We start from the raw sequence: 23,635 nt of genomic DNA, 5'->3' as shown, positions 1-23,635 counted from the left end.
CGATAATCCTTTGGTCTGGATACATGCATCCGTTACTTCATGTCACAATTTGCCATCTACTCAGAGAAGTACCCATGGACACCCTGCAAAACATGCGTGCCTTCAGCTGCGTGGCGCAAGCGGGCAGCTTCACTGCTGCCGCCGCCGTGCTGGATACCACCACCGCCAACGTCTCGCGTGCGGTCTCCAACCTTGAAGCGCATTTACAGACGCGCCTGCTCAATCGCACCACCCGGCGCATTGCCCTCACCGAAGCAGGCAAGCGTTATCTGTTGCGCTGCGAGCAGATTCTCGCCTCGGTGGAAGAGGCCGAGGCCGAAGCCAGCGACGCTCATGCCCGGCCGGCCGGACAGCTCAAGATGCATTCGATGCCCGGCGTCGGCCAGCATTATGTGATCGACGCCATTGCCCGTTACCGGCGCAACCACCCGGACGTGGCATTCGACCTGACCATGACCCACCGCGTGCCGGACTTGCTGGAAGAAGGCTATGACGTGTCGATCGTGCTCGCCAGCGAACTGGCCGACTCGGGCTTTGTGTCTCAGCGCCTGGGCATTACCTACAGCATCGTGTGCGCGTCCCCCGAGTACGTGAAAACGTTCGGCATGGCCCACAAGCCTGCCGACCTGCTGAATCATGCGTGCCTGCGTCTGGTGAGCCCGGTGTTCCCGCTGGACAAATGGCTGTTCGATGGCCCGGAAGGTCAGGAGATGGTCACCATCAACAGCTCGCCGCTGCTGGTCAACTCTGCGGATGCGATGAAGACCGCGATTTCCAGCGGCATGGGGGTCGGCATCCTGCCGATCTACTCGGCGATCGAGGGGCTGCGCAACGGCACCCTGGTGCGCGTGTTGTCCGATTACCGCTCGCAAGAGCTGAACCTGTACGCCATCTACCCGTCCCGCCAGTATCTGGATGCAAAGATCAGAACCTGGGTTGAATACCTGCGCGGTTCGTTGCCGGAAATTCTCGCAGCCGACGAAGCCGATCTGCATGTGCAGGCGCTCAAGTCCTCGTACTGACATCGTACAACTGCAAAAAGCGGCTGCCAAAGAGCGGGGAGGAATGTTAGCGTGCTACTCATTCAACCGCTCGAGAGTGACTGCCCAATGAAAAAAACCGTACTCGCCTTCAGCCGTGTTTCTCCTGAAATGGCCGAGCGCCTGGCGCAAGACTTCAACGTGATCGTGCCCAACCCCAAGCAGGGTGATATCAACGCGCAGTTTGCAGAAGCCTTGCCTGAATCCCACGGACTTATAGGCGCAGGCCGCAAGCTGGGTCGCGAACAACTGCAGAGCGCCACCAGGCTGGAGGTGGTGTCCAGCATCTCGGTCGGCTACGACAACTACGACGTCGACTACCTGAGCGAGCGCGGCATTCTGCTGACCAACACGCCGGATGTACTGACCGAAAGCACCGCCGACCTGGGCTTCTCGCTGATCATGAGCAGCGCCCGCCGAGTCGCCGAACTGGACGCCTATACCAAGGCCGGACAGTGGACGCGCAGCATCGAACCGCCGCACTTCGGCACCGATGTGCATGGCAAGACGCTGGGTATCGTCGGCATGGGCAACATCGGCGCGGCCATTGCCCGCCGCGGGCGTCTGGGCTTCAACATGCCGATTCTGTACAGCGGCAACAGCCGCAAGACCCAACTCGAAGAGGAACTGGGCGCACAATTTCGCAGCCTGGACCAGTTGCTGGCCGAAGCGGATTTCGTCTGCCTGGTGGTACCGCTGAGCGAAAAGACCAAGCACTTGATCGGCCGCCGCGAGCTGAGCCTGATGAAGCCCGGTGCCATCCTGGTCAACATCGCCCGCGGCCCGATCGTCGATGAACCCGCCCTGATCGAAGCGCTGCAGAACGGCACCATTCGCGGTGCCGGTCTGGACGTCTACGAAAAAGAGCCGCTGAGCGAATCGCCGCTGTTCCAGCTCAAGAACGCGGTGACCCTGCCGCACGTCGGCTCAGCCACCACCGAAACCCGCCAGGCCATGGCCGACCGCGCCTACGGCAACCTGCGCAGTGCGCTGCTCGGTGAACGACCGCAGGATCTGGTCAACCCGCAGGTGTGGAAAGGCTGAGGCCACGCCTCTGCCGATCTGCAGGCAATGCACGATCACCACCGACTCAGGCCAGTTTGCCGCCGACCACGACGGCAACCGGTCTGACCTTCCTGAACACCAGCACGTTGCCGACCATCACCAGCCCCAGCCCCAGCAGGGCCGCCAGCGTCCACTGGTAGCCTTCGACCCACGTCGAGATGTTCAGCGCCACAATCGGGAACAACACGGTGCAGTAAGCCGCGCGTTCCGGGCCCATGCGTCCTACCAGGGTCAGGTAGGCAGTGAATGCAATCACCGAGCCGGGGATCACCAGGAACAGCAGTGAGCCTACGTAGCGCGTGTTCCATTCAAAGCTGAACGGCGTGCCACTCAGCAGGCAATACATGCCCAGTATCGTCGCACCGTAGAGCATGCCCCACGCATTGGTGGTCAGCGGACGCAGACCGGCTTTCTGCTGCAGGCTCGACAGCATGTTGCCCGCCGAGAAGCACAGCGTGCCCAGCAGGGCCAAGCCCAGCCCGATCAGGGTCTCGCGGCTGGCGCTGTGCCCGGACAGTTCGGGCCAGAACAGACACGCCAACCCAAGCAGGCCCATCGCGCCACCGGCCATGACGTTGCCAGCGATTTTCTGGCGAAAGAACACCCGTGCGTTCAGCGCATTCCACAGCGTCGAGGTCGAGAACACCACCGCGATCAGGCCGCTGGGTATCCACTGGCTGGCCGTGTAGAAGCACATGAAGTTGACGCAGAACAGGCACACGCCCTGCGCCAGACAGATCAACTGGCCACGACGATTGACTGGTTGCAGCCGCTTGCTCAGCAGTAAAAACGCGAACAGCACCAAGGCCGCCAATGCGAAGCGATAGACGATCGATACCGGAATCGCGACATCGCCGAGTTGAAGTTTCAGGGCGATCCAGGTGGTGCCCCAGATCAGCACGGTCAGCAGATAAAGCGAGAGGTTCATGGTGCAGGCTCCTTGATGAGCCATCAGTCTGCGGCGTGCCGGCCTGCCATCGCTTGCACAATCTTGCGCATTTGATTCAAGCGCTACTGGCAGCGGCGTCACCAGCGAGTAGGATACAAATCCTAGAGGAATCGTCATGTCCGCCATTGAATCCATCCAGGTCTTTCAGGCCCTGAACAGTTCACCCAATGCCAATCTGGAGCAGAGCGCGCCGCTGGGCGACGGGCTGGTGGCGGCGTTGTGGAACAATCGGCACGACTCGCAGGAATATCACGCACCGACCCACCATACCCTGTCGTGCTATATCGAGGACGGTACCGGGACCTTTCGCCGCGGAAGACCCGACCAGAAAGGCGCGCCGGGCAAGCTGTGCATCTTGCCTGCCGGTCATGAGTCCGCCTGGGTGGTGAACGGCGAGATCCGTCTGGCGCATCTGTATTTCAGCCCGGAACAGTTTGCGCTGGGCTGCGTCACCCTGCTGGATCGCGAGCCGCGCGAGATGCAGCTGCGGGAAAACACCTTTCTGGAAGACCCCGTACAGGCGGCACGCTTCCGGCAGCTGATTCGCCTGAACTGGGCAGAACCCGGCGAGCGCCTGCTGACCAGCAGCCTGGCGCACGAGATGGTCAGCCATGCGCTGCTCAATCAGGCAGGCCTGCGCGACGGGCTGCGCTTGAAAGGCGGCCTGGCGCCGCATCTGCGCCGACATCTGGTGGACTTCATCGAAATGCATCTCGCCGACCCGCTGAGCGTTGGCCAACTGGCCGGCCTGTGCGCGCTGTCGGAATACCACTTCGCACGCATGTTTCGCGAAAGCTTCGGGTTGCCGCCGCACCAGTACCTGCTGGCGCGGCGCATCGAGCAGGCGCGCCAATTGCTGCGCAGTACCGGCAAGCCACTGGGCGAAATCGCGCTGGCTTGCGGGTTCGCCAGCGCCAGCCATTTCAGCAACCGTTTTCGTCAGGCCACTGGGGCGACACCAGGTGAGTACAGAACGGCTTTAGGCCAATAGCTGACTCACCGCTGCCCATGCTCATCAACCGCCACCCAGCCGCAGTTGCTCTCACCACGCATTACGACACTGGTTCTGGCTTTTGCCGTGCGTTTTTTCGATCCCGGGCGGGAAAAATGAACCGCAATATTAATGATAAATATTCTCATACGCAAAAGAGTCTGCCAGAATCCACGCCACCAATGAGTCCCCGTGGATTGTTTCCCCGTGATGCCCGTCGCCCACTCCGCTCTCAATCACACTGTCGAAGGCCTGTACAGGGCTCACAACGCCTGGCTGACGACCTGGTTGCGGCGCAGGCTCGGCTGCCCGCACAGCGCGGCGGACCTGGCGCAGGACACCTTTATCAAGGTGCTGGGCGCACGCGATACAGCGCAAATCGTCGAGCCGCGAGCCTTTCTGACGACGATTGCCAAGCGTGTGCTGTGCAATCACTACCGGCGTCAGGACCTGGAGCATGCCTACTATCAGGCACTGGCCGAACTGCCGGAGCGCGTGGCGCCTTCGGAAGAAGAGCGGGCGATCATTCTCGAAACCCTGGTCGAACTCGATCAACTGCTGGACGGCCTGCCAGCACTGGTCAAGCGGGCGTTTCTGCTGTCGCAGGTCGACGGCTTGAGCCATGGCCGGATCGCTGCCGAACTGGGTATCTCCATCGCCACGGTCAAGCGTCATCTGCACAAGGCCGCCCTGCGCTGCTATTTCGCCCTATGAATCCGAACAGCGAGTCCCTGAACAAATCCGACATCTCGCCTGCCGTGGCACAGCAGGCCGTTGGCTGGCTGCTGGAAATGCAGGAAGGCACGCTGGATGCCCGCCGTCAGCACGCCTGGCAGCTGTGGCTCAATGGCAACGCCGAGCACCAACGGGCATGGGCGCACATGCAGCGGGTCAACCAGCGCCTGAGTGGACTGTCCTCGCCGCTGGCGCATGCGGCACTCAATGCGCCGAAGTCCGCCAGCCGTCGGCATGCGCTCAAACTGCTATTGCTGCTCGGCGCAGGCTCGGCAGCGGGCTGGAGCCTGCGCGAACAGATTGCCCTGCAACCTTTGCTGGCCGACTACGACAGTGGTGTGGGCGAACAGCGCAAGGTGGCGTTGAGCGACGGCAGTCAGGTGCAGTTGAATACTGCCAGCGCGGTGGATGTGCGTTTTGATGCGCAGCAGCGCCTGATTGAACTGCTGCAGGGCGAAATCCTCATGACGGCCTCGGCGGACACGCGCTCGCTGAACCTGTTGAGCGCGGAAGGCACGGTCAGGGCGTCGACAGGCGCCAGTCGTTTCAACCTGCGTCAGCTGGATGGGCGTACGCAATTGGCCGTGTTTGCCGGAGCCCTTGAAATAGCCCCTGCCGGCAAGAGCGGAGCGGGCTTGATGCTGCGCGCCAGCCAGCAGGTGACGTTCAGCCGCGATGCCTGGGACAAGGTTCGTCCGCTGGACGCAGGCAGTGGTGCCTGGGCGGACGGGATGCTGGTGGCGTCGCGCATGAGGCTGACGGATTTTCTCGCAGAGTTGAGTCGCTACCGCCGCGGTCGTCTGAATTGCGATGCGAGGGTTGCAGGGCTGCTGATTTCCGGCAGCTACCCGCTGGCCGACAGCGAGCGCATCCTCGACATGCTCGAACTCGCCCTCCCGGTACGCGTGCAGCGCTTCACGCGGTATTGGGTGAACGTGCAGGCGCGGGTTTGATCGTGATTGCTCGTTCCCACTCAGCGCGGTAATGCCGTTCGTGACGCTCTGCGTCACACAGCGATTCTGTGGCGTCATTGATGACTATCGTTCCCATGCTCCGCGTGGGAATGCAGTTCGTGACGCTCTGCGTCACACGGCGGTTCTGTGGCGTCAGCGATGACTATCGTTCCCATGCTCCGCGTGGGAATGCAGTTCGTGACGCTCTGCGTCACACGGCGGTTTTTCTTTGTCAGGTAGATTGGGGGTCGGCTCAGGTCACCTTTTCGCCCCTCGGCGACTCACTTTGAGGGACCAAAGTGAGCAAAGTCCTTAGCTCCGTTTCCGGCCCGACTTCGTCGGGTTCCTTCGCCCTGTCACTGATCCGGGGGTCGCCGCAACGCGCCATCCATGGCACGGTGCGGCTAGCCTGGCGTCCTGCCAGGCTACCCCCGGATCAGCGCCAGGACTCAGCCGTCACTTACGTCGCACTCTGCGTCGTCAGTGCCATCGTGGTCGAAAAGCATTTCGATGGTAGTGAACGCGATTTTGACTATCGTCCCCACGCTCCAGCGTGGGAATGCCGTTCGTGACGCTCTGCGTCACACAGCGGTTTGGGGATGTCAGGTAGATTTGCACTGGCCGGCTAAAATTTTTCAAAAAGCGTGAGCCGTTTTTTGATCCTCGCGTGACAGACAGGGAAAGCCTCTCTCAACCTTCCGGTCAAAGGACTCCTGCATGTCAGCCCGCCCTACCCAACTTTCGCCGCTGGTGCGTACATTGCGCCATGTCATTTTCGGCGCCAGCCTCTCGGTCGGCAGCCTGTCGATGGCGCAGGCCGCCGAGGTCGCACCCAAGGTGTATCACATTGCGCCGAGCGAGCTTGAAGCGGCGTTGAACCAGTTCGGTCGTGAGTCTGGCGTGCTGATTTCCTATGGTTCGCAGATCACCAGCGGCCTGAAAAGCCGTGGCCTGGAAGGTCAGTACACGCCCGAGCAGGGCCTGAATGCCTTGCTCGAAGGCACCGGCCTGCAGGCCATGGCCGATGGCAATAACGGCTTTACCCTGCAACCGGCCAATACCGCTGGCGCGCCGATCGAACTGGGTGTCTCTACGGTGGTCGGTGACTGGCTGGGCGCTGCGCAGCAAACCAACGTTTTCGAGCATCCGGGCGCGCGTGACGTGATTCGTCGTGAGGAATTCGAGCGGGTCGGTGCGACATCGGCGCGTGAAGTGCTCAATCGCATTCCGGGCGTCAATGCGCCGGACAACAACGGCACCGGCAGCCATGACATGGCGCTGAACTTCGGCATTCGCGGCCTCAATCCACGCCTGGCGTCGCGCTCTACCGTGCTGATGGACGGTATCCCGGTGCCGTTCGCGCCCTATGGCCAGCCGCAACTGTCGTTTGCGCCGATCAGCATGGGCAACATGGACGCAGTCGATGTGGTACGTGGCGGTGGCGCAGTGCGTTACGGTCCGCAGAACGTGGGTGGCATCGTCAACTTCGTGACCCGCGCGATCCCCGACGCCCCCACTCTCAAGGGCGGCATACAAACCGAGACCAGCCCGTCGTCCAGCCACGACGGCTTCAAGACCACCGGCAACCTGCTGGCAGGCGGTACCGCGGACAACGGCCTGGGCGGCGCGATTCTGTATTCCGGCGTGCGCGGCGGCGACTGGCGCGAGCACAGCGACACCGAAATCGACGACCTGATTCTCAAGGGCAAATACCAGATCGACGACGCCAACAGCCTCAACGCCATGGCGCAGTACTACGATGGCGAAGCACAGATGCCTGGAGGCCTCAGCGTCGCGGACTACGATGCCGACCCGTACCAGTCGACACGCCTGAAGGACAAGTTCTGGGGCCGTCGCACCCTGTTCAACTTCGGCTATCGCTATGAGCAGGACGCGCGCGTCTTCACCGCCAACACGTTCTTCACCAAGACCTTGCGCAGCGGCTATCTGGATCAGGGCAGCTTCGTTTCCCTGTCGCCCCGCGAATACTGGGTGCGCGGCCTGGAAACACGCTTCTCGCAAGGCTTTGCGCTGGGCGAGACCTGGCATGAAGTCGGCGTTGGCTACCGCTACGTCAACGAGGCCGGTCATGAGTTGCGCTATCGCGAACCGGTGACGGGCGAGCTGCCAACCACCGCCAGTCGCAACGACCGCGACACACGCGGCGCGACCGAAGCGCATGCGTTCTACATCGACGACCGCATCGATATCGGCAAGTGGACCATCACGCCGGGCATTCGCTACGAGATGATCGACACCGCGCAGAACAACAACCTGACCAACGCCCGCTACCAGGGCGACTACAGCACCGCACTGCCCGCGTTGAACGTGCTTTACCACCTGACCGACACCTGGAACCTGTACGCCAACACCGAAGGCTCGTTCGGCAGTGTGCAGTACAGCCAGATGCCCAACCGCGTCACCGGCGATGAAGTCAAACCGGAAAAAGCCCGCACCTGGGAACTGGGCACACGCTACGACAACGGCAACCTGCGGGCCGAGATCGGCGCGTTCCTGATCAATTTCGACAACCAGTACGACAGCAACCAGACCAATGACACGGTGATCGCACGCGGCGAGACGCGTCATCAGGGCATCGAGACCAGCGTCAACTATGCGCTGGAGGGCCTGAGCCCGGTGCTGGCCGGCTACGATGTCTACGCGACCTACGCCTTCGTCGACGCCACGATTCGCGAAGACGGCCCGAACAAGGGCAATCGCGTGCCGTTCTCGTCAAAGCACAAGGGAACCATGGGCGTCAGCTACACCGAAGGGCCGTGGAAGCTCAATTTCGACAGCGCCTTCCAGAGCGACCAGTTTGCCGACAACGCCAATACCTCGGCTGAAAGCGCCGACGGCAGCACCGGCAAGATCCCTGGGTACATGCTGTTCAGCACCCGCGCCAACTACGACTTCGGCCCGCAATTGTCTGACCTCAACGTTGCGGTCGGGATGAAGAACATCTTCAACCGCCAGTACTACACCCGCTCGTTCGACGACAACAACCGCGGCAAATACGTCGGCGAACCACGCACGGTGTACGTACAGACGTCGGTCGCGTTCTAGTTTCGGACGCCAGAGCGCGAGAGCAGTGTTCTTCCGGACACCTCTCGTTCCTCACTATCCGCGTGGGAATGCCGTTCTGGACGCTCTGCGTCCGCTGCTGATTCGTAACCTCGCGCCAGGGAAGCAATTTTTTGCTGCGAAATATTTCTTACACATTGGGGTTGAATTGTCAGGCGATTGCCGCCAACACTGTGAATGAGCGCAAACGAAAACGATTCCGACAGGAATCATGCAGTCCAGCCTCGCACGAGCAAGCCCTAATAAGGATTAACTATGCAAATCCAGGTCAATAGCGATAATCACATCGAAAGCAGTATCCGACTGGAGGAGTGGGTTCGTACCACCGTTGAAAGCACGCTCGAACACTACGATGAAAACCTGACCCGCGTGGAAGTCCACATCCGCGATGAAAACGGCGACAAGCCTGGCCCACACGACATCAAGTGCCAGATGGAAGCTCGCCCCAAAGGACACCAACCCATTTCTGTTTCCCACAAGGCCGATACGGTAGATCAGGCTGTGGATGGCGCTGCTGTAAAACTCGATCACGCCCTCGAGCATCTGTTTGGCAAACTGCGCGGCAAACGAGGCGCCGCACCGACCATCGCCGAACAGGATGAAGATCCGGTCAGCCCGGACGCGCTGCTCGAAGAAGAATTTCTGGAAAAAGAGCAGGAGAAAGAAGCCGCTCGTCTGACCTGATGTTCCACTGACACGTTTTGCAAAAAAAGGGCGAACCGGCAACGGTTCGCCCTTTTTGTTCGCCATAGGCCGGCAAGCGCAGTGCACACCGACAGCGTGGCCGACACACGTCTGTATGCCCCAATCGGTGCGCACCACAAAAGGTCGCTGCACAGCTTTGGCCACCCTGATCCACCGCTCGCCTTGCAGCCGTTTCGATCGCCGGTTGCCGTCCATCGAATTTAACACGCCGCACCAGGCGCCCGTCGAGCGGCACCGCAAAGCCATCGGCGAGCAAAAAAAGCACGCCGCTCACCTCTGTGAGTGTGCTGGTCAGCCATGCATGCCCACAAGCGCTCAATATGCATCTCGCCGTTCCGCAGCACCGCGCTCAACACCGGAACCTGAACAGCACGCGAGGACGGTTTCGACCCCGTCGTTACGAATCTCTGGCGTCAAGAATCGGTTGTCCGAGTGTCAGACAATCACTCGAAAAAACCCTGCAAAACGTCATTCGCGAGACAACCAGATCATGTCCGGGACGCACCCCCGGCACGTTTTGGAGAGCGCTTTTTTCAACCGGACTGACTGGCTTGTCTTGCCGCAAAGCAAGCCAGAAAGCGGCTGCGCAGCACTCCCGCTCGGCAGCTTTTAGCGTATCGCCCCGGCAATATGGCCCGAACCATGCAAAGCCCTGTACTACGCACCACGAGGCAGGCCATCAGGACGGCCACTTCCTGGCGCTGACTCACGTCGAGAGTGCGTCAAAGCGTCTTAAACGAACCTGTCATTAACGCGAAAGACGACAGCAAAACGGTCAGCAGCAGGCGCAGGAGTAACGCAACCGCTGATCAGTCGTCGAGAACCAAAAGGACTACGACCCGGTCAACTTATGCAGACCATTGAGCAGGTGAATGATATGGACAATCCTTTTCAAATGATCACGGACACGTTTCACCCCGACTATCGGGTGAATCTGAGCATTCAAGGGCTGGACGGCAGCATCATGCTGACCTTGTCCAACGAATGCGGCGTCGTTGCCAAGCGCTTGATCAGCGCCGCCCAACGCAATGACCCACAACGCCTGCGCAAGCTGATAGAAAGCGTGCAATTTGGCATCGCCATCGAACGTGGCGACAGCGCAATCAAGATCCTTGCGGCGTTGACCGACGGCGCGACCCTGAAAAAGACACCTGCCCCGGCCAATGGTCCATGGCCGCAGAGTCAGGCAACGGTGAATGCCGGAGCTTGATGGACACCTGCCCTTCCCCTCTGTGCAGCGCCGTTAATGGCGCTGCACAGAGCCAGAATATGTTGATACCACGCCATCGTCTCCAGACGGCTTGAATGACCTCCTCCCCTCGTAAGACCGGCCTTTAGCTATCATTCCCCCCTCCCTCCTCTTCAGCAAAAGTACAGATACATCCTGCTACAACAATCCTTGCGCAGAAACATTCGAGCGACTGGGCACTGAGTTCAGCGCCACTGCACCTGCGGGTTATTCCGAGGAGGCAACATGTATTTACGTTATGGGGTATTGATCGCATCACTTGCGATCGCGTCAGGCTGTGTCGAGGAGCGTGTAGTCCATGAACGACCGCACGTCCATCATGAATACGTCGAAGAAGTGATCGCGCCGCAACCGCCACCCGAACGCGTCGTCGAGGTGGAACCGGCCCCTCGCCCAGGCTATGTATGGGCACGCGGTTACTGGCACTGGAACGGCCAGCGTTTCGTGCCGGTGCATGGCCACTGGGAAGCCGAGCGACCCGGCTATCACTATGTGCATCCGCACTGGGAAAGCGCTGGTGATGGCTGGCACTGGCGTGCCGGGGTCTGGCTGAACTGATTGCCTTCTTCTATAAGCAGCGTGCTGGCGGCATCTTGCACAGATGCCGCCATTGCCTCGATCAGATTTCGCCCTTCTCTTCCGTCACCGCGCCTTTGACGGTGCTGGACGAGTCGGGAATCTTCGCTGAAGGGTATTTGTAAGACGCATAGCGCACCACCAGAATCGCAAACGCCAGCAACAGAATGCCGCCACACAGGTAGATGATGCCGATATCCGGTGGGTTGTGGTGGGACACGTCGGAAATCAGCAGCCGCGTCAGTGCAGTGATCGCCACATAGATGAGGAAGCGCACGGGCATGTGGTTGGTCTTGAAATAAATCCCGGTCATCGCCCCCAGCTCGAGATAGATGAACAGCAGCAGGATGTCATCGACCGTGACGTTGCCTTTCTCGACCATCCCCAGGAATGCAACCACTGACGCCCATGCCGTGATCGCGCCGATCGCGAACAGGGCGAGAAAGTGGAAGCTCTCCACACACAGGTTGCCCAGCGACTCGGCCTGCGCATGCACGCGGTGTCTTATCTTTACTGCCCATTTGTTTCCCATGAAGCGCTACCTCTGAACCTTCGTTTATGCCGACCGGATGATGCCGGGTACGCGTGACACTGTTGTGGCCTGCTTTTTAAAGCAGGAACAGGGCCATAGGCTATGGTTGAGAGCGCGGCGGGTTGTCGCAAGGCACATTTGCAGCGCAAAAAAGATGCGTAAACGCCACTATTCAGGCAGGGCTTGATTGGCACATGGCTTTTACTGTATAAAAACACAGTAATCGAGAAATCGCTTTCGCTGTTGCGTCGCAGGCCAGCTTCCCTAAAGGCTTTCACGCAGTGCCCCGCTACACCTGACCGGCGCGCTGGTCATGCACGATCAATGCTTTGCATACCCGCTGGTCAGAGCACAAAGCGCTGAACGTCCGGGTCTAGCCCTTTCAACACTGGATAAGACGACGAGGCCAAAATGGCTGTTGAAACCCTTTACCGCAGTACCCGCGATCTGGAGACTACTTTCGTGGACCGTAAACTCGCCGATGCGCACGACCAAATGCTCGAGCTGGCCGAGCTTCTCACCGACGTCCTGATCAAGAACGTGCCGGGGATCTCGGAGAAGCATGCAGAGGACGCGAGCATTTACATGGCCAAGAATCGCGCCGTGTTCGCAGCGGCGTTCAAGAACAACGCGAGCGCACTCAGCGAACTGTCGGAGCCGGCCGAGGCGAAAGACTGATTCCGTTGTGGGCTGCGACTCCCCTCGTTGCGAGGGGGTCGCCAATCATTCTCATTTAATGGCTGGGCAATCACCCGTATTGCTGCTACAACTCAATACTGTATATACCGCACAACTTGAACAGTATCTAAGCCAACTCCTAACCTCCCGCTTGCCCGTCAGCGTGTCAAACTCGATACCTAATCAAAGTTCCCGACCGTCATTATATCAGCGTCATTTTTGTGAACCCCTTCTCTCTTCCTGTCATTAAACAGGCGTCAGGATTCTGCTGTAGTGACGCACGCCCCAGCGCGACTGCCTTTGTTGAAACTTTTTGCCATCATCCATAACTACCGCTGGAAATCCGGCATTCAAAACAGCTGGAAAAGTGTTGCAAAAACCCCATGAACCCCCCGTATTCATTGGCCAAAACGCTATTTCTCAAAAAATTTAACCCTGTACTGACCGTGGTGAAATTCCAAAGTTCCTGGCCATTGTTACTTTGAAAAATACTTAATAAACGTTTTGCTTTATTACCTTGTTCTGTTAATAATCCCGACAACTCCGGGTAACAAGGCATATTGCTACATTCACACTGAAGTGAACATCGAGCCACAAACTCCGATCTTTCCGCCCGAGAAACTCATCAACTCGCAAGCTGACCACGCTGCTCTCAGTCTGGTTTTTGCTGCCGTGCGACGCGCTCAGGGCGCGGGAGGAAATAATGGCTGGTCTGCACCCCAGAATGAAGGTCCTTTCCATTTTCGGTACTCGTCCGGAGGCCATCAAAATGGCTCCTCTGGTCAGAGCACTGGCTGCAGAGCCGGGTATCGACTCAAGAATCTGCATTACCGGGCAGCATCAAAGCATGCTGCAACAGGTGCTGGACATGTTCGAGCTCAAAGCCGACTACAGCCTTGATGTGATGCGCCCGGATCAGACGCTGAACTCGCTGACCGCTGCGCTTTACGCGGCGATCGACCCGATTCTGGACGAGATGAAACCGGACAGGGTGCTGGTTCACGGCGACACCACATCAGCAATGGTGGCGGCCATGTCGGCCTTTCATCGCCGGATCCCCATCGGCCACGTCGAAGCAGGTCTGCGCACCGGTGACATCCGTCAGCCATGGCCTGAAGAGATGAACCGTCGTTGCATCGATCTGATTTCCGATCACCTGTTCGCCCCCACCGCCGAGTCGCGCCGCAACGTGCTGGGCGAGCGCCTGCAGGGTATCTCGTTCGTAACCGGCAACACCGTGATCGACGCCCTGCACCTGACGGCACAGCGAATCGACAGCAACCGCCAACTGCGCCATGCACTTGATCGCCAGTTTTCGTTCCTGGTGCCCGAGCGCCGGGTGTTGGTGGTGACCGGGCATCGTCGCGAGAACTTCGGCGACGGCTTCCTGAACATCTGCAAGGCGCTGGGCGAACTGGCCAGACGCGATGACATACAGATCGTTTACCCGGTGCACCTGAATCCCAATGTACTTGGGCCGGTGACCGAGCACCTGGGCGATCTGCCCAACGTGCACCTGATCAAGCCGCTGGACTACCTGTCGTTCGTGCGCCTGATGCAACGCGCTCACGTCATCCTCACCGATTCCGGTGGCGTGCAGGAAGAAGCGCCGTCGCTGGGCAAACCGGTATTGGTCATGCGCGATGTCACCGAGCGCCCGGAAGCGGTCGCGGCAGGCACTGTGCGCCTGGTGGGCACCGAGACGGACGCCATCATTCGCGGTGTGAACGCCCTGTTTGACGATGATGCGCTGTGGCAGAACGCCTCCCGTGCAGCCAACCCCTATGGCGACGGCAAAGCCAGTTCACGGATCGTCGATGCCCTGATGGGCCGTCCGGTGGATGAGTTTGTCGCCGAGCTGCCGCGTCAGCGCCAGGACCCGGTGGACAGACACCTGGATACACGAATCAAGCCCCAGCAGGAACATGCAGAGTTGCGCTCGATGGCCAGTTAGCCAAAAGGCCGCGCAGGTAGCGCAAACGAACCCCAAAAAACTCCGCAGGAAGCAGTCCGCAAACGATACGGGCACCCGGTTCAGACCGAGTGCCCGAAAAACGTTGTAGCAGACCGGCAGCCTGTATCAAGACCCAATGGCCTTGAGCCTTTACCGAGATCTGCACGATGAAATCTTCCGTTGCCGTAAACATGGGCGCGTTTGGCGTACTTGCCTGCGGGATGAGCCTGCTGGCGCTGATGCCTGCATTCGCCCTGGCTGCCGAAAGCCCGCTGACCCAAGCGATCAACCGAATCACTGCCGACAATCGCCAGGAGCGCGTGATCGAGTTGAGGGAGCTGGGTATCGATCGCCCGATCATCCTCAATGCCTCCGATGCCCGCCGCGAGCTGTATCTGCCGGTGCCTGCCAATGTGCCGTTGACCGAGGCCACGCTGAATTTCGATGCCAGCTACCTGAACGGCGAGGCCGGCCGCAACACGCTGCTGCTGTCGCTGGATGGTTATCCGGTACGTGCGCTGGGCCTCAATGAAGAACAGGGCAACGCCAGTGCGACGCTGGGCGTCGACAAGGCAGCGCGGGAAAGCGGTTCGGTACGGCTGGGGATTGCCTGGTCGTCGGTGATCTCGAAAGCGCTCTGCGAGGATGAACGCGCGATCGGCAACGTGTTGCGCATCGATCCGCACACACGCCTCACTTACAGCTATGACGCCAGCCAGTTGCAGGACGTCGGCGCGGTATGGAACGCACTGCCCGGCAAACCCGGCCTGCTGGTCGCACCCGGCACATTGTCGAACGCCAGCTACGATGCCGCCTGGCGTCTGGGCGTAGCGCTGGAGCGCATCGGCAAGCAGGCACGCATCCTGCCGTTCCCTGCGGTGCAGGACAGCGTAGACCTGAGCGGCCTGACTATTCCGGCGGAACTCAAGCAGATTCCGGCGTTTGCAGGGCTCGAAGGCAAGGGCCAGTACACCCTGCGCGACCCGGCGGAAATCGGTGCATTGCTGATGCTCGGCCAGACACCTGCATTGCAGGCCGACCTGGCGATCAGCGATCCGCAGTTGCTCAAGGCTATCGACGACGCCATGGACGCTCTCCAGGCGCAGGTGCAGGGTCTGGATGCTTCGGCGGCCAGTGCATTGGCCCAGTGGCGCGAGCGTCACATCAAGAAGCCGCTTGCCAACAGCGCCGGGGATGACGTGAGTCTGGCCCTGCTGGGCAATCGCGCGCTGCTGATGATCAAGCCGGAGTCGGCCAACAAGGCCATCGGCCTGTTCAGCTCGGCGTGGAATAAACTGGCGCGCAATCGCCAGCTGACCATTGGCGAAGAAGCCGCCATGCCTCTGAGCGAAGACGGTCGTGTCGCACTGACCCGTCTGGGCGGCAAGCCCGGCACGGTGGACGTGCTGGCAAAAACCGACTGGAGCGCCTCGTTCCCGCTGGGCAGCGTTGCCTATGACGGTCGCGTACCGGTGACTGCGATGATCGATATCGCTGCCGCCCCCGGTGCATCGGGTACCCCGCCGGTTGCCACGTTGTTCCTCAACGATTACCTGATCGGTGCGATGCAACTGACTCCCGATGGCAAGAAAGAGCGCATCGAAGCCCGCATTCCGCAATACGCACTGGCGGCGCAGAACGTCCTGCGCGTGTCCTTCCAGCGTCAGCCGGTCAGCAACCAGTGCCTGGAAACGCCGCAGGCGTTCCCGATCTCGGTACTGCCAACCAGCCACATCGTGCTGGACAAGGTCACGCCTGACGAAAACTTCTCGGGCATGGCGGCACGCTTCGCCACCGATACGCAGATCATGGTGCCCAAGGGCTACCTTGAGCACCCGACCAGCAGCCTGCCGCAAGTCATCCGTATCGCCAGCGCCTCCGGCGTCTCGCCTTTGCGCGCACAGCTCAGCGTCAGCGACGACGCCAGCGTCGCCGTGACACCGGCCAAGTCTTTCCTGGCCTTCGAACTGCCCGTCAAGGACGGCGCCGAGTCGGTCAAGGCCAGCAACGACGGACACCTGCTGATCAACCACAAAGAGCAGACGCTGCTCGACCTCAAGTCGCTCAACCACCTGGCTTCGCTGCAAGTGATCGAAGCCGGCGGCCAGCACGGCATGGTCTATCGCTCGCTGGGCGGTCAGGCTCCTGTGTTCGAACGTCCGCTACTGCTGGAACGTGGCAACGCCGCGCTGCTGGCTGACAGCGGCCCGATCGCCACCTTCGACGCCAAGGACCCGACCGGCAGCCAGATGATCGAGGAGGAGGAAAGCACCGGCATCGAGGCCTGGCGCAAACCATCACTGCTGTGGCTGATCCCGGCCGGCATCGTACTTTTTCTCATTCTGTTGCTGGCTGGCCGTAGCGCCCGTCGCAATCGCTCGTAACAGGCCGCCGCAATGACGTCGCTCTATTGGCCTTACTGGCTGGCCCATTACTACAGCGTGCTGGAAGTCGCGACGATCGTTGTCGGGCTAATCATCCTGGTATCGAGTATCGATGACCTGTTCATCGATATCTGGTACTGGTCGCGCCGGCTGTACCGCAAGTTCACCGCCGAACGTCGCTACCGGCCACTGACTGCCGAGCAGTTGACTGCCCGTGACGAGCAGCCGCTGGCAATCATGGTCCCGGCCTGGCTGGAATACGACGTCATCGCGCCGATGATCGAAAACATGGTGTCGACGCTCGACTATCAGAACTACGTGGTGTTCGTCGGCACTTACATCAACGACCAGCGCACCATCGATGAAGTGGAGCGCATGCGTCGCCGCTACAAGCAGTTGCACCGTGTGGAGGTGCCGCACGCCGGCCCGACCTGCAAGGCCGACTGCCTGAACTGGGTGATCCAGGCGATTTTCCTGTACGAGAAGACCCACGCCGTACAGTTCGCCGGGACTATCCTGCACGACAGCGAAGACGTGCTGCACCCGCTTGAACTGCGCCTGTTCAATTACCTGTTGCCGCGCAAGGACATGATCCAGTTGCCGGTCGTGTCGCTGGAACGCAACTGGTACGAATGGGTAGCCGGCACCTACATGGACGAGTTCGCCGAATGGCACGGCAAGGACCTGGTGGTACGCGAAAGCATGACTGACACCGTGCCTTCGGCCGGTGTCGGCACTTGCTTCTCGCGACGTGCGCTGATGGTGCTGGCGGATGAAAACCAGAACCAGCCGTTCAATACCGAAAGCCTGACCGAGGACTACGACGTCGGCGCGCGACTGGCGAAGTACGGCATGCAGGCGATCTTCGTACGCTTCCCGGTGCAATTTCGGGTGCTGCGCAAATCGTGGTTCCGCAAGCCTTACGAATCGACGCTGGAAATGCCGCTGTGCGTGCGCGAATTCTTCCCGGACACCTTCCGCACTGCCTTTCGCCAGAAAGCGCGCTGGACGCTGGGTATCGGCTTGCAAGGCTGGGAGCAAATGGGCTGGACCGGCTCGCTGGCAAACCGTTACCTGCTGTTTCGCGACCGCAAGGGTGTGGTGACATCGTTTATCAGCATCATTGCCTACCTGATCCTCATCCAGCTGCTGGCACTGATCGTTCTGCGCTCCAGCGGGCTGTGGAATACCAGCTTCCCGACACCGTTTGAAACCACCGGACTGATTCAGTATCTGCTGGTGGCCAACGGCATCGCACTGCTGTGGCGGATCCTGCATCGCTGCTACTTCACCACCGTGCTTTACGGCTGGCAGCACGGTTTGCTGTCGATACCGCGCATGGTGGTCGGCAACTTCGTCAACTTCATGGCTGCGGCTCGGGCCTGGCGGATGTTTCTGGTGGGCAAGGTGCTCAACCGCAAGCTGGTCTGGGACAAGACCATGCACGACTTCCCGTCTTCCGACCTGATTGCCGTCGCGCCCCGCCGTCTGGGCAGCGTGCTGTTGTCCTGGCAAGCCATCAACGACGAAAAACTGCAGACCGCACTGACTGAACAGCAAACCCGTCAGGTGCCCCTGGGCAGGATTTTGCTTAGCCACGGCTGGCTCGACGATGAAACCCTGGCTGAGGCCATCGCCTTCCAGAATGACCTGCCGCGGGTGTTCGACATCGCCAGCAAGCGTGCCGACAACAGTGTGCTGGCGGATGAGTTCTGCCTGCGCTGGCGTGTCGTGCCGTTGCAAATGAATGCGCTGGGCCGCCAGGAAATCGCAGTGGCCAGCCCGCTGCCGCCTGACGGTCTGCAGCAGATTAGCGAACAGCTGGGTGCCGAGCCGGTGCAGTTGATTGCCCGTGAAAGCGACATCGTCGCGCAGTTGCGTCAGCTTCAGGTGGTCGAGGGTCAGCCGCTTCCAGCCAGAGCGCCACTGCTGGGCGATCTGCTGATCGAGCAAGGCCTGCTGGACCGCGAAGTGTTCCAGAAAGCCATGCTCGGCTACCGCCCGCATGTGCATGGCCGGATCGGCGACTACCTGGTCGACATTGGCGTGCTGCCCAGAGAAACCATCGAACAGGCTGTGGCACGTCAGCACAACCATTACCGATCTGACGATCAAACGGAGCAGCCACTATGAAGCGCCCCTTCATCCTGTCGCTGCTGGTGACCGGCCTGAGTCTTTCTTCGCCGTTCAGCCAGGCAGAAACCCTGCCTTTGCCGTTGACCGGCCCGGCGTATGCCATCGCCAACGAAGCCTACATGGCCTACAACCGCAAGGATTACGACCTGGCCATCGCCAAAGCGAACGAAGCGTTGCGTCAGCGCGGTGACGCTCAGCAGTTGCGTGACCTCATTACGTTGGCCGAACGCGACAAGTACCGCCGCGATCATCCGCAACGCGCTTACAAGACACGTCCGCAACCTGGCTATCTGGAAGGCAATCAGGCGCTGCGCGCCTACGCCAACCGCGACTACGACGGCTCGGCCAGTCATGCGCGCAAGGCCATTGCCCAGGCACCGAAGAACCTCGATTACCGCATGATGCTGATCGAGGCGCTGCAACGTCAGCAGCATCTGGATGAAGCACAGGCAGCGATCAACGATGCCGAGCAGGCACTGGGGCCGCAACAGGTGCTGACGCGTCGTCGGCAGGCGATTCAGGAGCAGGTGGCGGTCAACAAGGCGGCCACCGGCTACAAGGCACTGGCTCGCGGAGATAACGACACCGCGGTCAGCGAGGCGCGGGAGGCTGTCCGCAGTTTCCCAAAGCAGATGGCCTACCGGAAATTACTGGTCAGCGCCCTGATTGCCCAAGGGCAGTATGCCGAAGCGCGCTCTGCGGCCACCGAAGCGCTGGCGCTGAATGGCAACGACGCCACCCTGCTCGTCCAGCGCGGACAAATGCGTCAGCGCCTGGGCGATCAGGACGGTGCGCGTCAGGACTTCGCCCAGGCCATGGCGGTAGGCAACCTGCCACTGCGTGAACAGGCCTCGTTGTATGCCGCCATGGGCCAGCCGAGTGAGGCGCTGCAACGTCTGCAGAAAGCACGCGACGCGGGCGAACTGCAACCCGGCGATGAAGTGCAGATAGCCTATTTCCTCAGCCAGGCGGGCGATGATCAGGGCGCGCTGGATACGTTCAAGCGTGTTGACCGTCAGTCCGGCCTCAAGCCCCGCGAAGTGCAGGATGCCGCTTACAGCGCGATGCGCACGTCGAACGATGCGCAGGCCATCGCCTACTTCAAGCGCGTGCTCGATTACCAGCAGACCGGCGATCTGCAGATGCCCGCGGAACAGGTGTTCGATACGCGACGTGCCGTTTCTGATCTGTCCCGTGAATGGGGCCTGACCAACACCACGACTTATCGGGGCGCCAGCACCAGCAGCGGCCTGAGCGGCGCACCCGGCGGCAGCAATGACAGCGTGCAGAACAGCACCGAAGTGTTCTGGCGACCCTTCGGTTACCGCAATGCGCGCTTCGTCGAGCTTTACGGACGCGTCACCGACACGCTGTGGAGCAAGGAAGGCGACTCCGACACAGGCGCGGACGCTTTGCAGGGCGCGCTCGGTATCCGGGTCAAGCCGTTCAGCGCAGTCAACGTGATCGGTGCCTTCGAACGCACCTTTCCGCTAGGCAACTCGAACGCCGACGGCGACTGGCTGGTGCGCCTGGGCTACGGCTCGAGCATCGGCACCGACCTGCGCGTCGATGTACCGAGCTGGTGGACGTCGCAGCTGTACGCTGAAGGCGGGCGCTATCTGCAGGACAAGCGCAACTATTTCAACAGCGAGTGGCAGGTCGGACGCAGCTTCCGTCTGGACAGCATCAGCCCGCGGCTGGTGGTGTTTCCCCATGTGGTCGCCGCAGTGGACTACGATTCGAAGATGCGCAGTGAGGTCGACAGTCTCGGCCGTAGCAGCACATCATCGGGTAATGCTGGCGGGCTTGGTGTCGGTACGGGCGTGCGTTACTGGTTCCGCGAGGATAAGTACAAGGCGCCGCAGTCGTATGTCGACTTCTCCGTGCAGTATCGCGAGAAAGTGTTTGGCGATGACCGCGCAGAAGGCGTTTTCGCACGCATGACGTTCTCGTGGTGACCTGCGCCCGTCACCCATCAGGGAGTAATGTTTGAAGGCTCTGGCCGCACTGCTGCGACAGGCAACATTGATCAAGACCTCGGTGGCCGCCCTGCTGGTGGGGGCGATCGCCTTCGGCACCAGCGAGCTGTATCTGCTGATCCAGCCCAAGGGCCCGGGCGTGGTCGGCATCGTCTGGCAACCGGATAACGCAACCGTAGGCATAAGCGGCAACTGGGACAGGCTCGGCGCACGGCAATTGCTCGTGCAGTGGACGGCGGTCGATGATCAGGCGTTCATACCGGGCACGCCGATGGCCAGTGTGCCCGTGTTGCCGGACTGGACACGCATCGGCAAGGAGCCGTGGGCGCAGGAGGTGATCCTCGGGCTGGCCGGGTACTTCAGCGAAGCCCGCTCACGGGACAATATCGAGCAACTGGCGGTGCTTTCGGCGCAATTGGCCAAGGTGAAAACGCCGCTCAATGTCACCGGCTGGTACTTCCCCGCCGAGGTCGATCCCAGCTGGAGTCGGGCCAAGGAGTTACCCGCACTGTTGGCGAAACTGCCCAGACCGTTATGGATCAGCGTCTACGATGGCGGCAATATCGGGCCCGCCGCCACGGCAGACTGGCTGAAAACCTGGCTGCCGGACGATATCGGCGTGTTCTTTCAGGATGGTGTGGGTGTTTATGCCCGCACCGCCCCGGTTGCCCGAACCTATGCCGATGCCTTGCGCAACAGGCTGGGCAAGAATCGCGTAAGAATCATCGTCGAAGCCTTTCGTCCGCAGGTAGGCGGCGGCTTCCGCCCGGCAACGGCGGCCGAACTGAAACCGCAGATCGCCGCATTCGATGGCTATCCGCTGTATCTGTTCGACGGTCCGCACTATGTGACACCCGACCTGATAGAAGCTCTGAACAAGTAGAAACAAGTGGCGCTGGACGAAATTCGCGCACAGGGCTACAAAGAGTCTTCGTACTGGATTTCGAGCCGCACGGAGTGGTCAATGACGCCACGTCAGCATTGCCTGGCCTGCCTGCAACAGACACCGCCCGCGGTGTTTGAAGCTGCGTTATGGGTGTCGAGCGAACATGACGCGCACTTCGCCTGGCATGAGGTGATGAGCGAAATGGACCAGTTGCAGCGCCAGATAAATTCAGCGCTGCCTGTCCTGCCTGCGCCTGAACTTGCCCAGCCGCTGTTGCGGCATCTCAACGCCCTGGGTTTTCAGCAGGATGACTGGAACCCTCCCAAACCCGACTCGGCCCTTTTGCACAAGATCGTGCGGCAGCGTCGAGGCCAGCCACTGGGGCTGGCAATGATCGCGCTGGAGATCGCACGACGCCTGGATATCGCACTGGAAGGCGTTAACTTCCCGGGTCACTTCCTGCTGCGCGTGCCGGGTGCCGATCACCTGCTCGACCCCTGCAGCGGGCGCAGGCTCTATCCCGCCGATTGCCGCGAGCTGTTGATCCGGCAGTTCGGCCCGACCATGCAGCTGCGCGCCGAACATATGACACGCGCCACCCCGACCAGCATGCTGCAACGGTTGTCGCGCAACCTGCGGCACCTGCACCAGATCAACGATAATGTCCTCGCGGCGCTCAAGGATGCCGACCGCATCGTCGAACTGGGCCAGGCCACCAGCAGCGATCACCTGGCTCGCGCCAGTCTGTATCAGTTTCTTGAATGCCCGCAGGCCGAACGTTTCGATCTGGAGCGCGCGCTGTTGCTCAGTGAAGACCCACTGCAAAGACTCCAGCTTGCCGAGCGCCTGAGCCATTTATCGGTAAACCACCGCGTTCATTGAGCATCCTGCTCATTCGCGGCGAATTGTTACCTGCCGGGTAATGCTGCATATCCTGCGCGGGGATTTTTCAGACGCGTGATGGCGGTTAACCTGCGCGCGTTAAATCGACGTGGATTTGCAAGCTCCCTTGATCCTGCGTTTTGTTTGGCCGCCGTGCAGGTCTCTGCGCAGCGGCCTTTTTTATTGCCTGCAGGTTTAACGCCTTCAGCCTTCATGCGTGCTGCGTGCCTCAGCCCTTGGCATTCGGCGTTTTTTTGATCAGCCCCTTGCTTTCCATGTCCTTGATCTTGCGCATCTCGTAACTGTCACCCGACTCGGCAAACACCTGAAGATTCTGCAGGATATGGATGGTCTTGATGTAATCAGGCAAGAGCGCGTTGGCGTATGGATCGCCGCTCAGCGCTTTCTCTTTCATGTCGATGATCCGACTGGCAAAAAACTCCAGCGCATTGATTTCCTTGCTGGGGTCGACCAGTTTGCCTTTCTTGTCGAACTCGTCGCCTGCGCGACTCATCAACTCAGCGGTGTGATTATCGATCATGCCGAACTTGTACAGGATCATCCCCGCTCTGTTGAGATCCTTGGGGCTTATCTGTTCAGGATTGAAGCCCTTGAACAGCGGTTTCATCTTGCGTTTTTCCATCGCCAGGGAATTGAGCGCAATCGAATTTTCGCCCACCTCCTGAAGCACCTGGGTCACCTGTGCCGCAGCTTTCTTGACCTTGACGCGTTCAGGAGGCGCCGCGACGTTTACCGGCGGAAAGTCGCCCCATATTGATTTGGCCATGTGTCACTCCAGATATGAATGTGTTCGAACTTCATATCGGGGCCAGCACGGCATGATTGATAGGCGTGCA

At 60.4% G+C, this 23,635-nt stretch carries 19 protein-coding genes; 16 read left to right on the top strand and 3 right to left on the bottom strand.

The features are described 5' to 3' along the window. The first annotated feature begins 74 nt into the window (after positions 1–74). Positions 75–1,022 (top strand): LysR family transcriptional regulator, encoded by a 948-nt coding sequence (locus tag KBY08_RS07900; protein WP_004406777.1) that lies wholly within the window; start codon positions 75–77, stop codon positions 1,020–1,022. Between the two features lie 87 nt (positions 1,023–1,109). Then, positions 1,110–2,084 carry a 2-hydroxyacid dehydrogenase gene (locus tag KBY08_RS07895; protein ID WP_004406787.1) on the top strand — a complete coding sequence of 325 codons (975 nt, stop codon included), beginning with the start codon at positions 1,110–1,112 and terminating at the stop codon, positions 2,082–2,084. 46 nt (positions 2,085–2,130) lie between these two features. Here KBY08_RS07895 and KBY08_RS07890 read toward each other — a convergent pair whose 3' ends face one another. Beyond that, a complete protein-coding gene (locus KBY08_RS07890) occupies positions 2,131–3,033 on the bottom strand; it encodes a DMT family transporter (protein ID WP_024661101.1) in 903 nt (300 codons plus the stop codon). Positions 3,034–3,169: 136 nt separating this feature from the next. On the opposite strand from KBY08_RS07890, the gene KBY08_RS07885 reads away from it, so the two are divergent. The 7 genes from KBY08_RS07885 to KBY08_RS07855 all read left to right on the top strand — a co-directional run bounded on the left by KBY08_RS07885 (position 3,170) and on the right by KBY08_RS07855 (position 11,329). Beyond that, a complete protein-coding gene (locus KBY08_RS07885; protein ID WP_024661102.1) occupies positions 3,170–4,045 on the top strand; it encodes an AraC family transcriptional regulator in 876 nt (291 codons plus the stop codon). Positions 4,046–4,255: 210 nt separating this feature from the next. Further along, a complete protein-coding gene (locus tag KBY08_RS07880; RefSeq protein WP_004406806.1) occupies positions 4,256–4,759 on the top strand; it encodes a sigma-70 family RNA polymerase sigma factor in 504 nt (167 codons plus the stop codon). Next, positions 4,756–5,733, top strand: a complete 978-nt coding sequence (locus KBY08_RS07875; RefSeq protein ID WP_058822488.1) for a FecR domain-containing protein — start codon at positions 4,756–4,758, stop codon at positions 5,731–5,733. The genes KBY08_RS07880 and KBY08_RS07875 overlap by 4 nt, the downstream gene beginning before the upstream one ends. A 717-nt stretch (positions 5,734–6,450) precedes the next feature. Next, the gene (fecA, locus tag KBY08_RS07870; protein ID WP_054091417.1) at positions 6,451–8,799 is read left to right on the top strand and encodes a TonB-dependent Fe(3+) dicitrate receptor FecA; all 2,349 of its coding nucleotides are present in this window, start codon (positions 6,451–6,453) and stop codon (positions 8,797–8,799) included. A gap of 273 nt (positions 8,800–9,072) precedes the next feature. Then, positions 9,073–9,501, top strand: coding sequence for an HPF/RaiA family ribosome-associated protein (locus KBY08_RS07865; protein WP_003365451.1), 429 nt, complete (start codon positions 9,073–9,075; stop codon positions 9,499–9,501). A gap of 898 nt (positions 9,502–10,399) precedes the next feature. After that, positions 10,400–10,732, top strand: coding sequence for a DUF3509 domain-containing protein (locus KBY08_RS07860; protein ID WP_011266781.1), 333 nt, complete (start codon positions 10,400–10,402; stop codon positions 10,730–10,732). Positions 10,733–10,996: 264 nt separating this feature from the next. Beyond that, positions 10,997–11,329, top strand: a complete 333-nt coding sequence (locus KBY08_RS07855) for a YXWGXW repeat-containing protein (RefSeq protein ID WP_011266780.1) — start codon at positions 10,997–10,999, stop codon at positions 11,327–11,329. 61 nt (positions 11,330–11,390) lie between these two features. On the opposite strand, the gene KBY08_RS07850 is transcribed toward KBY08_RS07855, so the two are convergent. Beyond that, positions 11,391–11,879 carry a phosphate-starvation-inducible protein PsiE gene (locus KBY08_RS07850; RefSeq protein WP_003316964.1) on the bottom strand — a complete coding sequence of 163 codons (489 nt, stop codon included), beginning with the start codon at positions 11,877–11,879 and terminating at the stop codon, positions 11,391–11,393. Positions 11,880–12,290: 411 nt separating this feature from the next. On the opposite strand from KBY08_RS07850, the gene KBY08_RS07845 reads away from it, so the two are divergent. The 7 genes from KBY08_RS07845 (at position 12,291) to KBY08_RS07815 (ending at position 22,778) form a co-directional block, all read left to right on the top strand. Then, positions 12,291–12,557, top strand: a complete 267-nt coding sequence (locus KBY08_RS07845; protein ID WP_004406827.1) for a YebG family protein — start codon at positions 12,291–12,293, stop codon at positions 12,555–12,557. A 703-nt stretch (positions 12,558–13,260) separates the two neighbouring features. Continuing rightward, positions 13,261–14,511: a non-hydrolyzing UDP-N-acetylglucosamine 2-epimerase gene (wecB, locus tag KBY08_RS07840; RefSeq protein WP_024652341.1), complete on the top strand. Its 1,251-nt coding sequence runs from the start codon at positions 13,261–13,263 to the stop codon at positions 14,509–14,511. Between the two features lie 167 nt (positions 14,512–14,678). Continuing rightward, positions 14,679–16,895 (top strand): cellulose biosynthesis cyclic di-GMP-binding regulatory protein BcsB, encoded by a 2,217-nt coding sequence (locus KBY08_RS07835; RefSeq protein WP_060409736.1) that lies wholly within the window; start codon positions 14,679–14,681, stop codon positions 16,893–16,895. A gap of 12 nt (positions 16,896–16,907) precedes the next feature. Further along, positions 16,908–19,028 (top strand): glycosyl transferase family protein, encoded by a 2,121-nt coding sequence (locus KBY08_RS07830; RefSeq protein WP_011266778.1) that lies wholly within the window; start codon positions 16,908–16,910, stop codon positions 19,026–19,028. Next, complete coding sequence (locus KBY08_RS07825; RefSeq protein ID WP_060409735.1) at positions 19,025–20,989, top strand: bacteriophage N4 adsorption protein A; 1,965 nt, start codon at positions 19,025–19,027, stop codon at positions 20,987–20,989. The genes KBY08_RS07830 and KBY08_RS07825 overlap by 4 nt, the downstream gene beginning before the upstream one ends. Positions 20,990–21,020: 31 nt before the next feature. Continuing rightward, the gene (locus KBY08_RS07820) at positions 21,021–21,893 is read left to right on the top strand and encodes a hypothetical protein (RefSeq protein WP_024643039.1); all 873 of its coding nucleotides are present in this window, start codon (positions 21,021–21,023) and stop codon (positions 21,891–21,893) included. An 81-nt stretch (positions 21,894–21,974) separates the two neighbouring features. Beyond that, on the top strand, positions 21,975–22,778 hold the full coding sequence (locus KBY08_RS07815) for a SirB1 family protein (RefSeq protein ID WP_054091414.1): 804 nt from the start codon (positions 21,975–21,977) through the stop codon (positions 22,776–22,778). A gap of 229 nt (positions 22,779–23,007) precedes the next feature. Here KBY08_RS07815 and KBY08_RS07810 read toward each other — a convergent pair whose 3' ends face one another. Next, on the bottom strand, positions 23,008–23,565 hold the full coding sequence (locus KBY08_RS07810) for a hypothetical protein (protein WP_011266774.1): 558 nt from the start codon (positions 23,563–23,565) through the stop codon (positions 23,008–23,010). Positions 23,566–23,635 lie beyond the last annotated feature (70 nt).

It is taken from the genome of Pseudomonas sp. P135 (assembly GCF_020312125.1).
Classification (GTDB): domain Bacteria; phylum Pseudomonadota; class Gammaproteobacteria; order Pseudomonadales; family Pseudomonadaceae; genus Aquipseudomonas; species Aquipseudomonas fragariae.
Note: the sequence above shows the minus strand (reverse complement) of the source record. Positions and strands in the feature narration are given on the sequence as shown.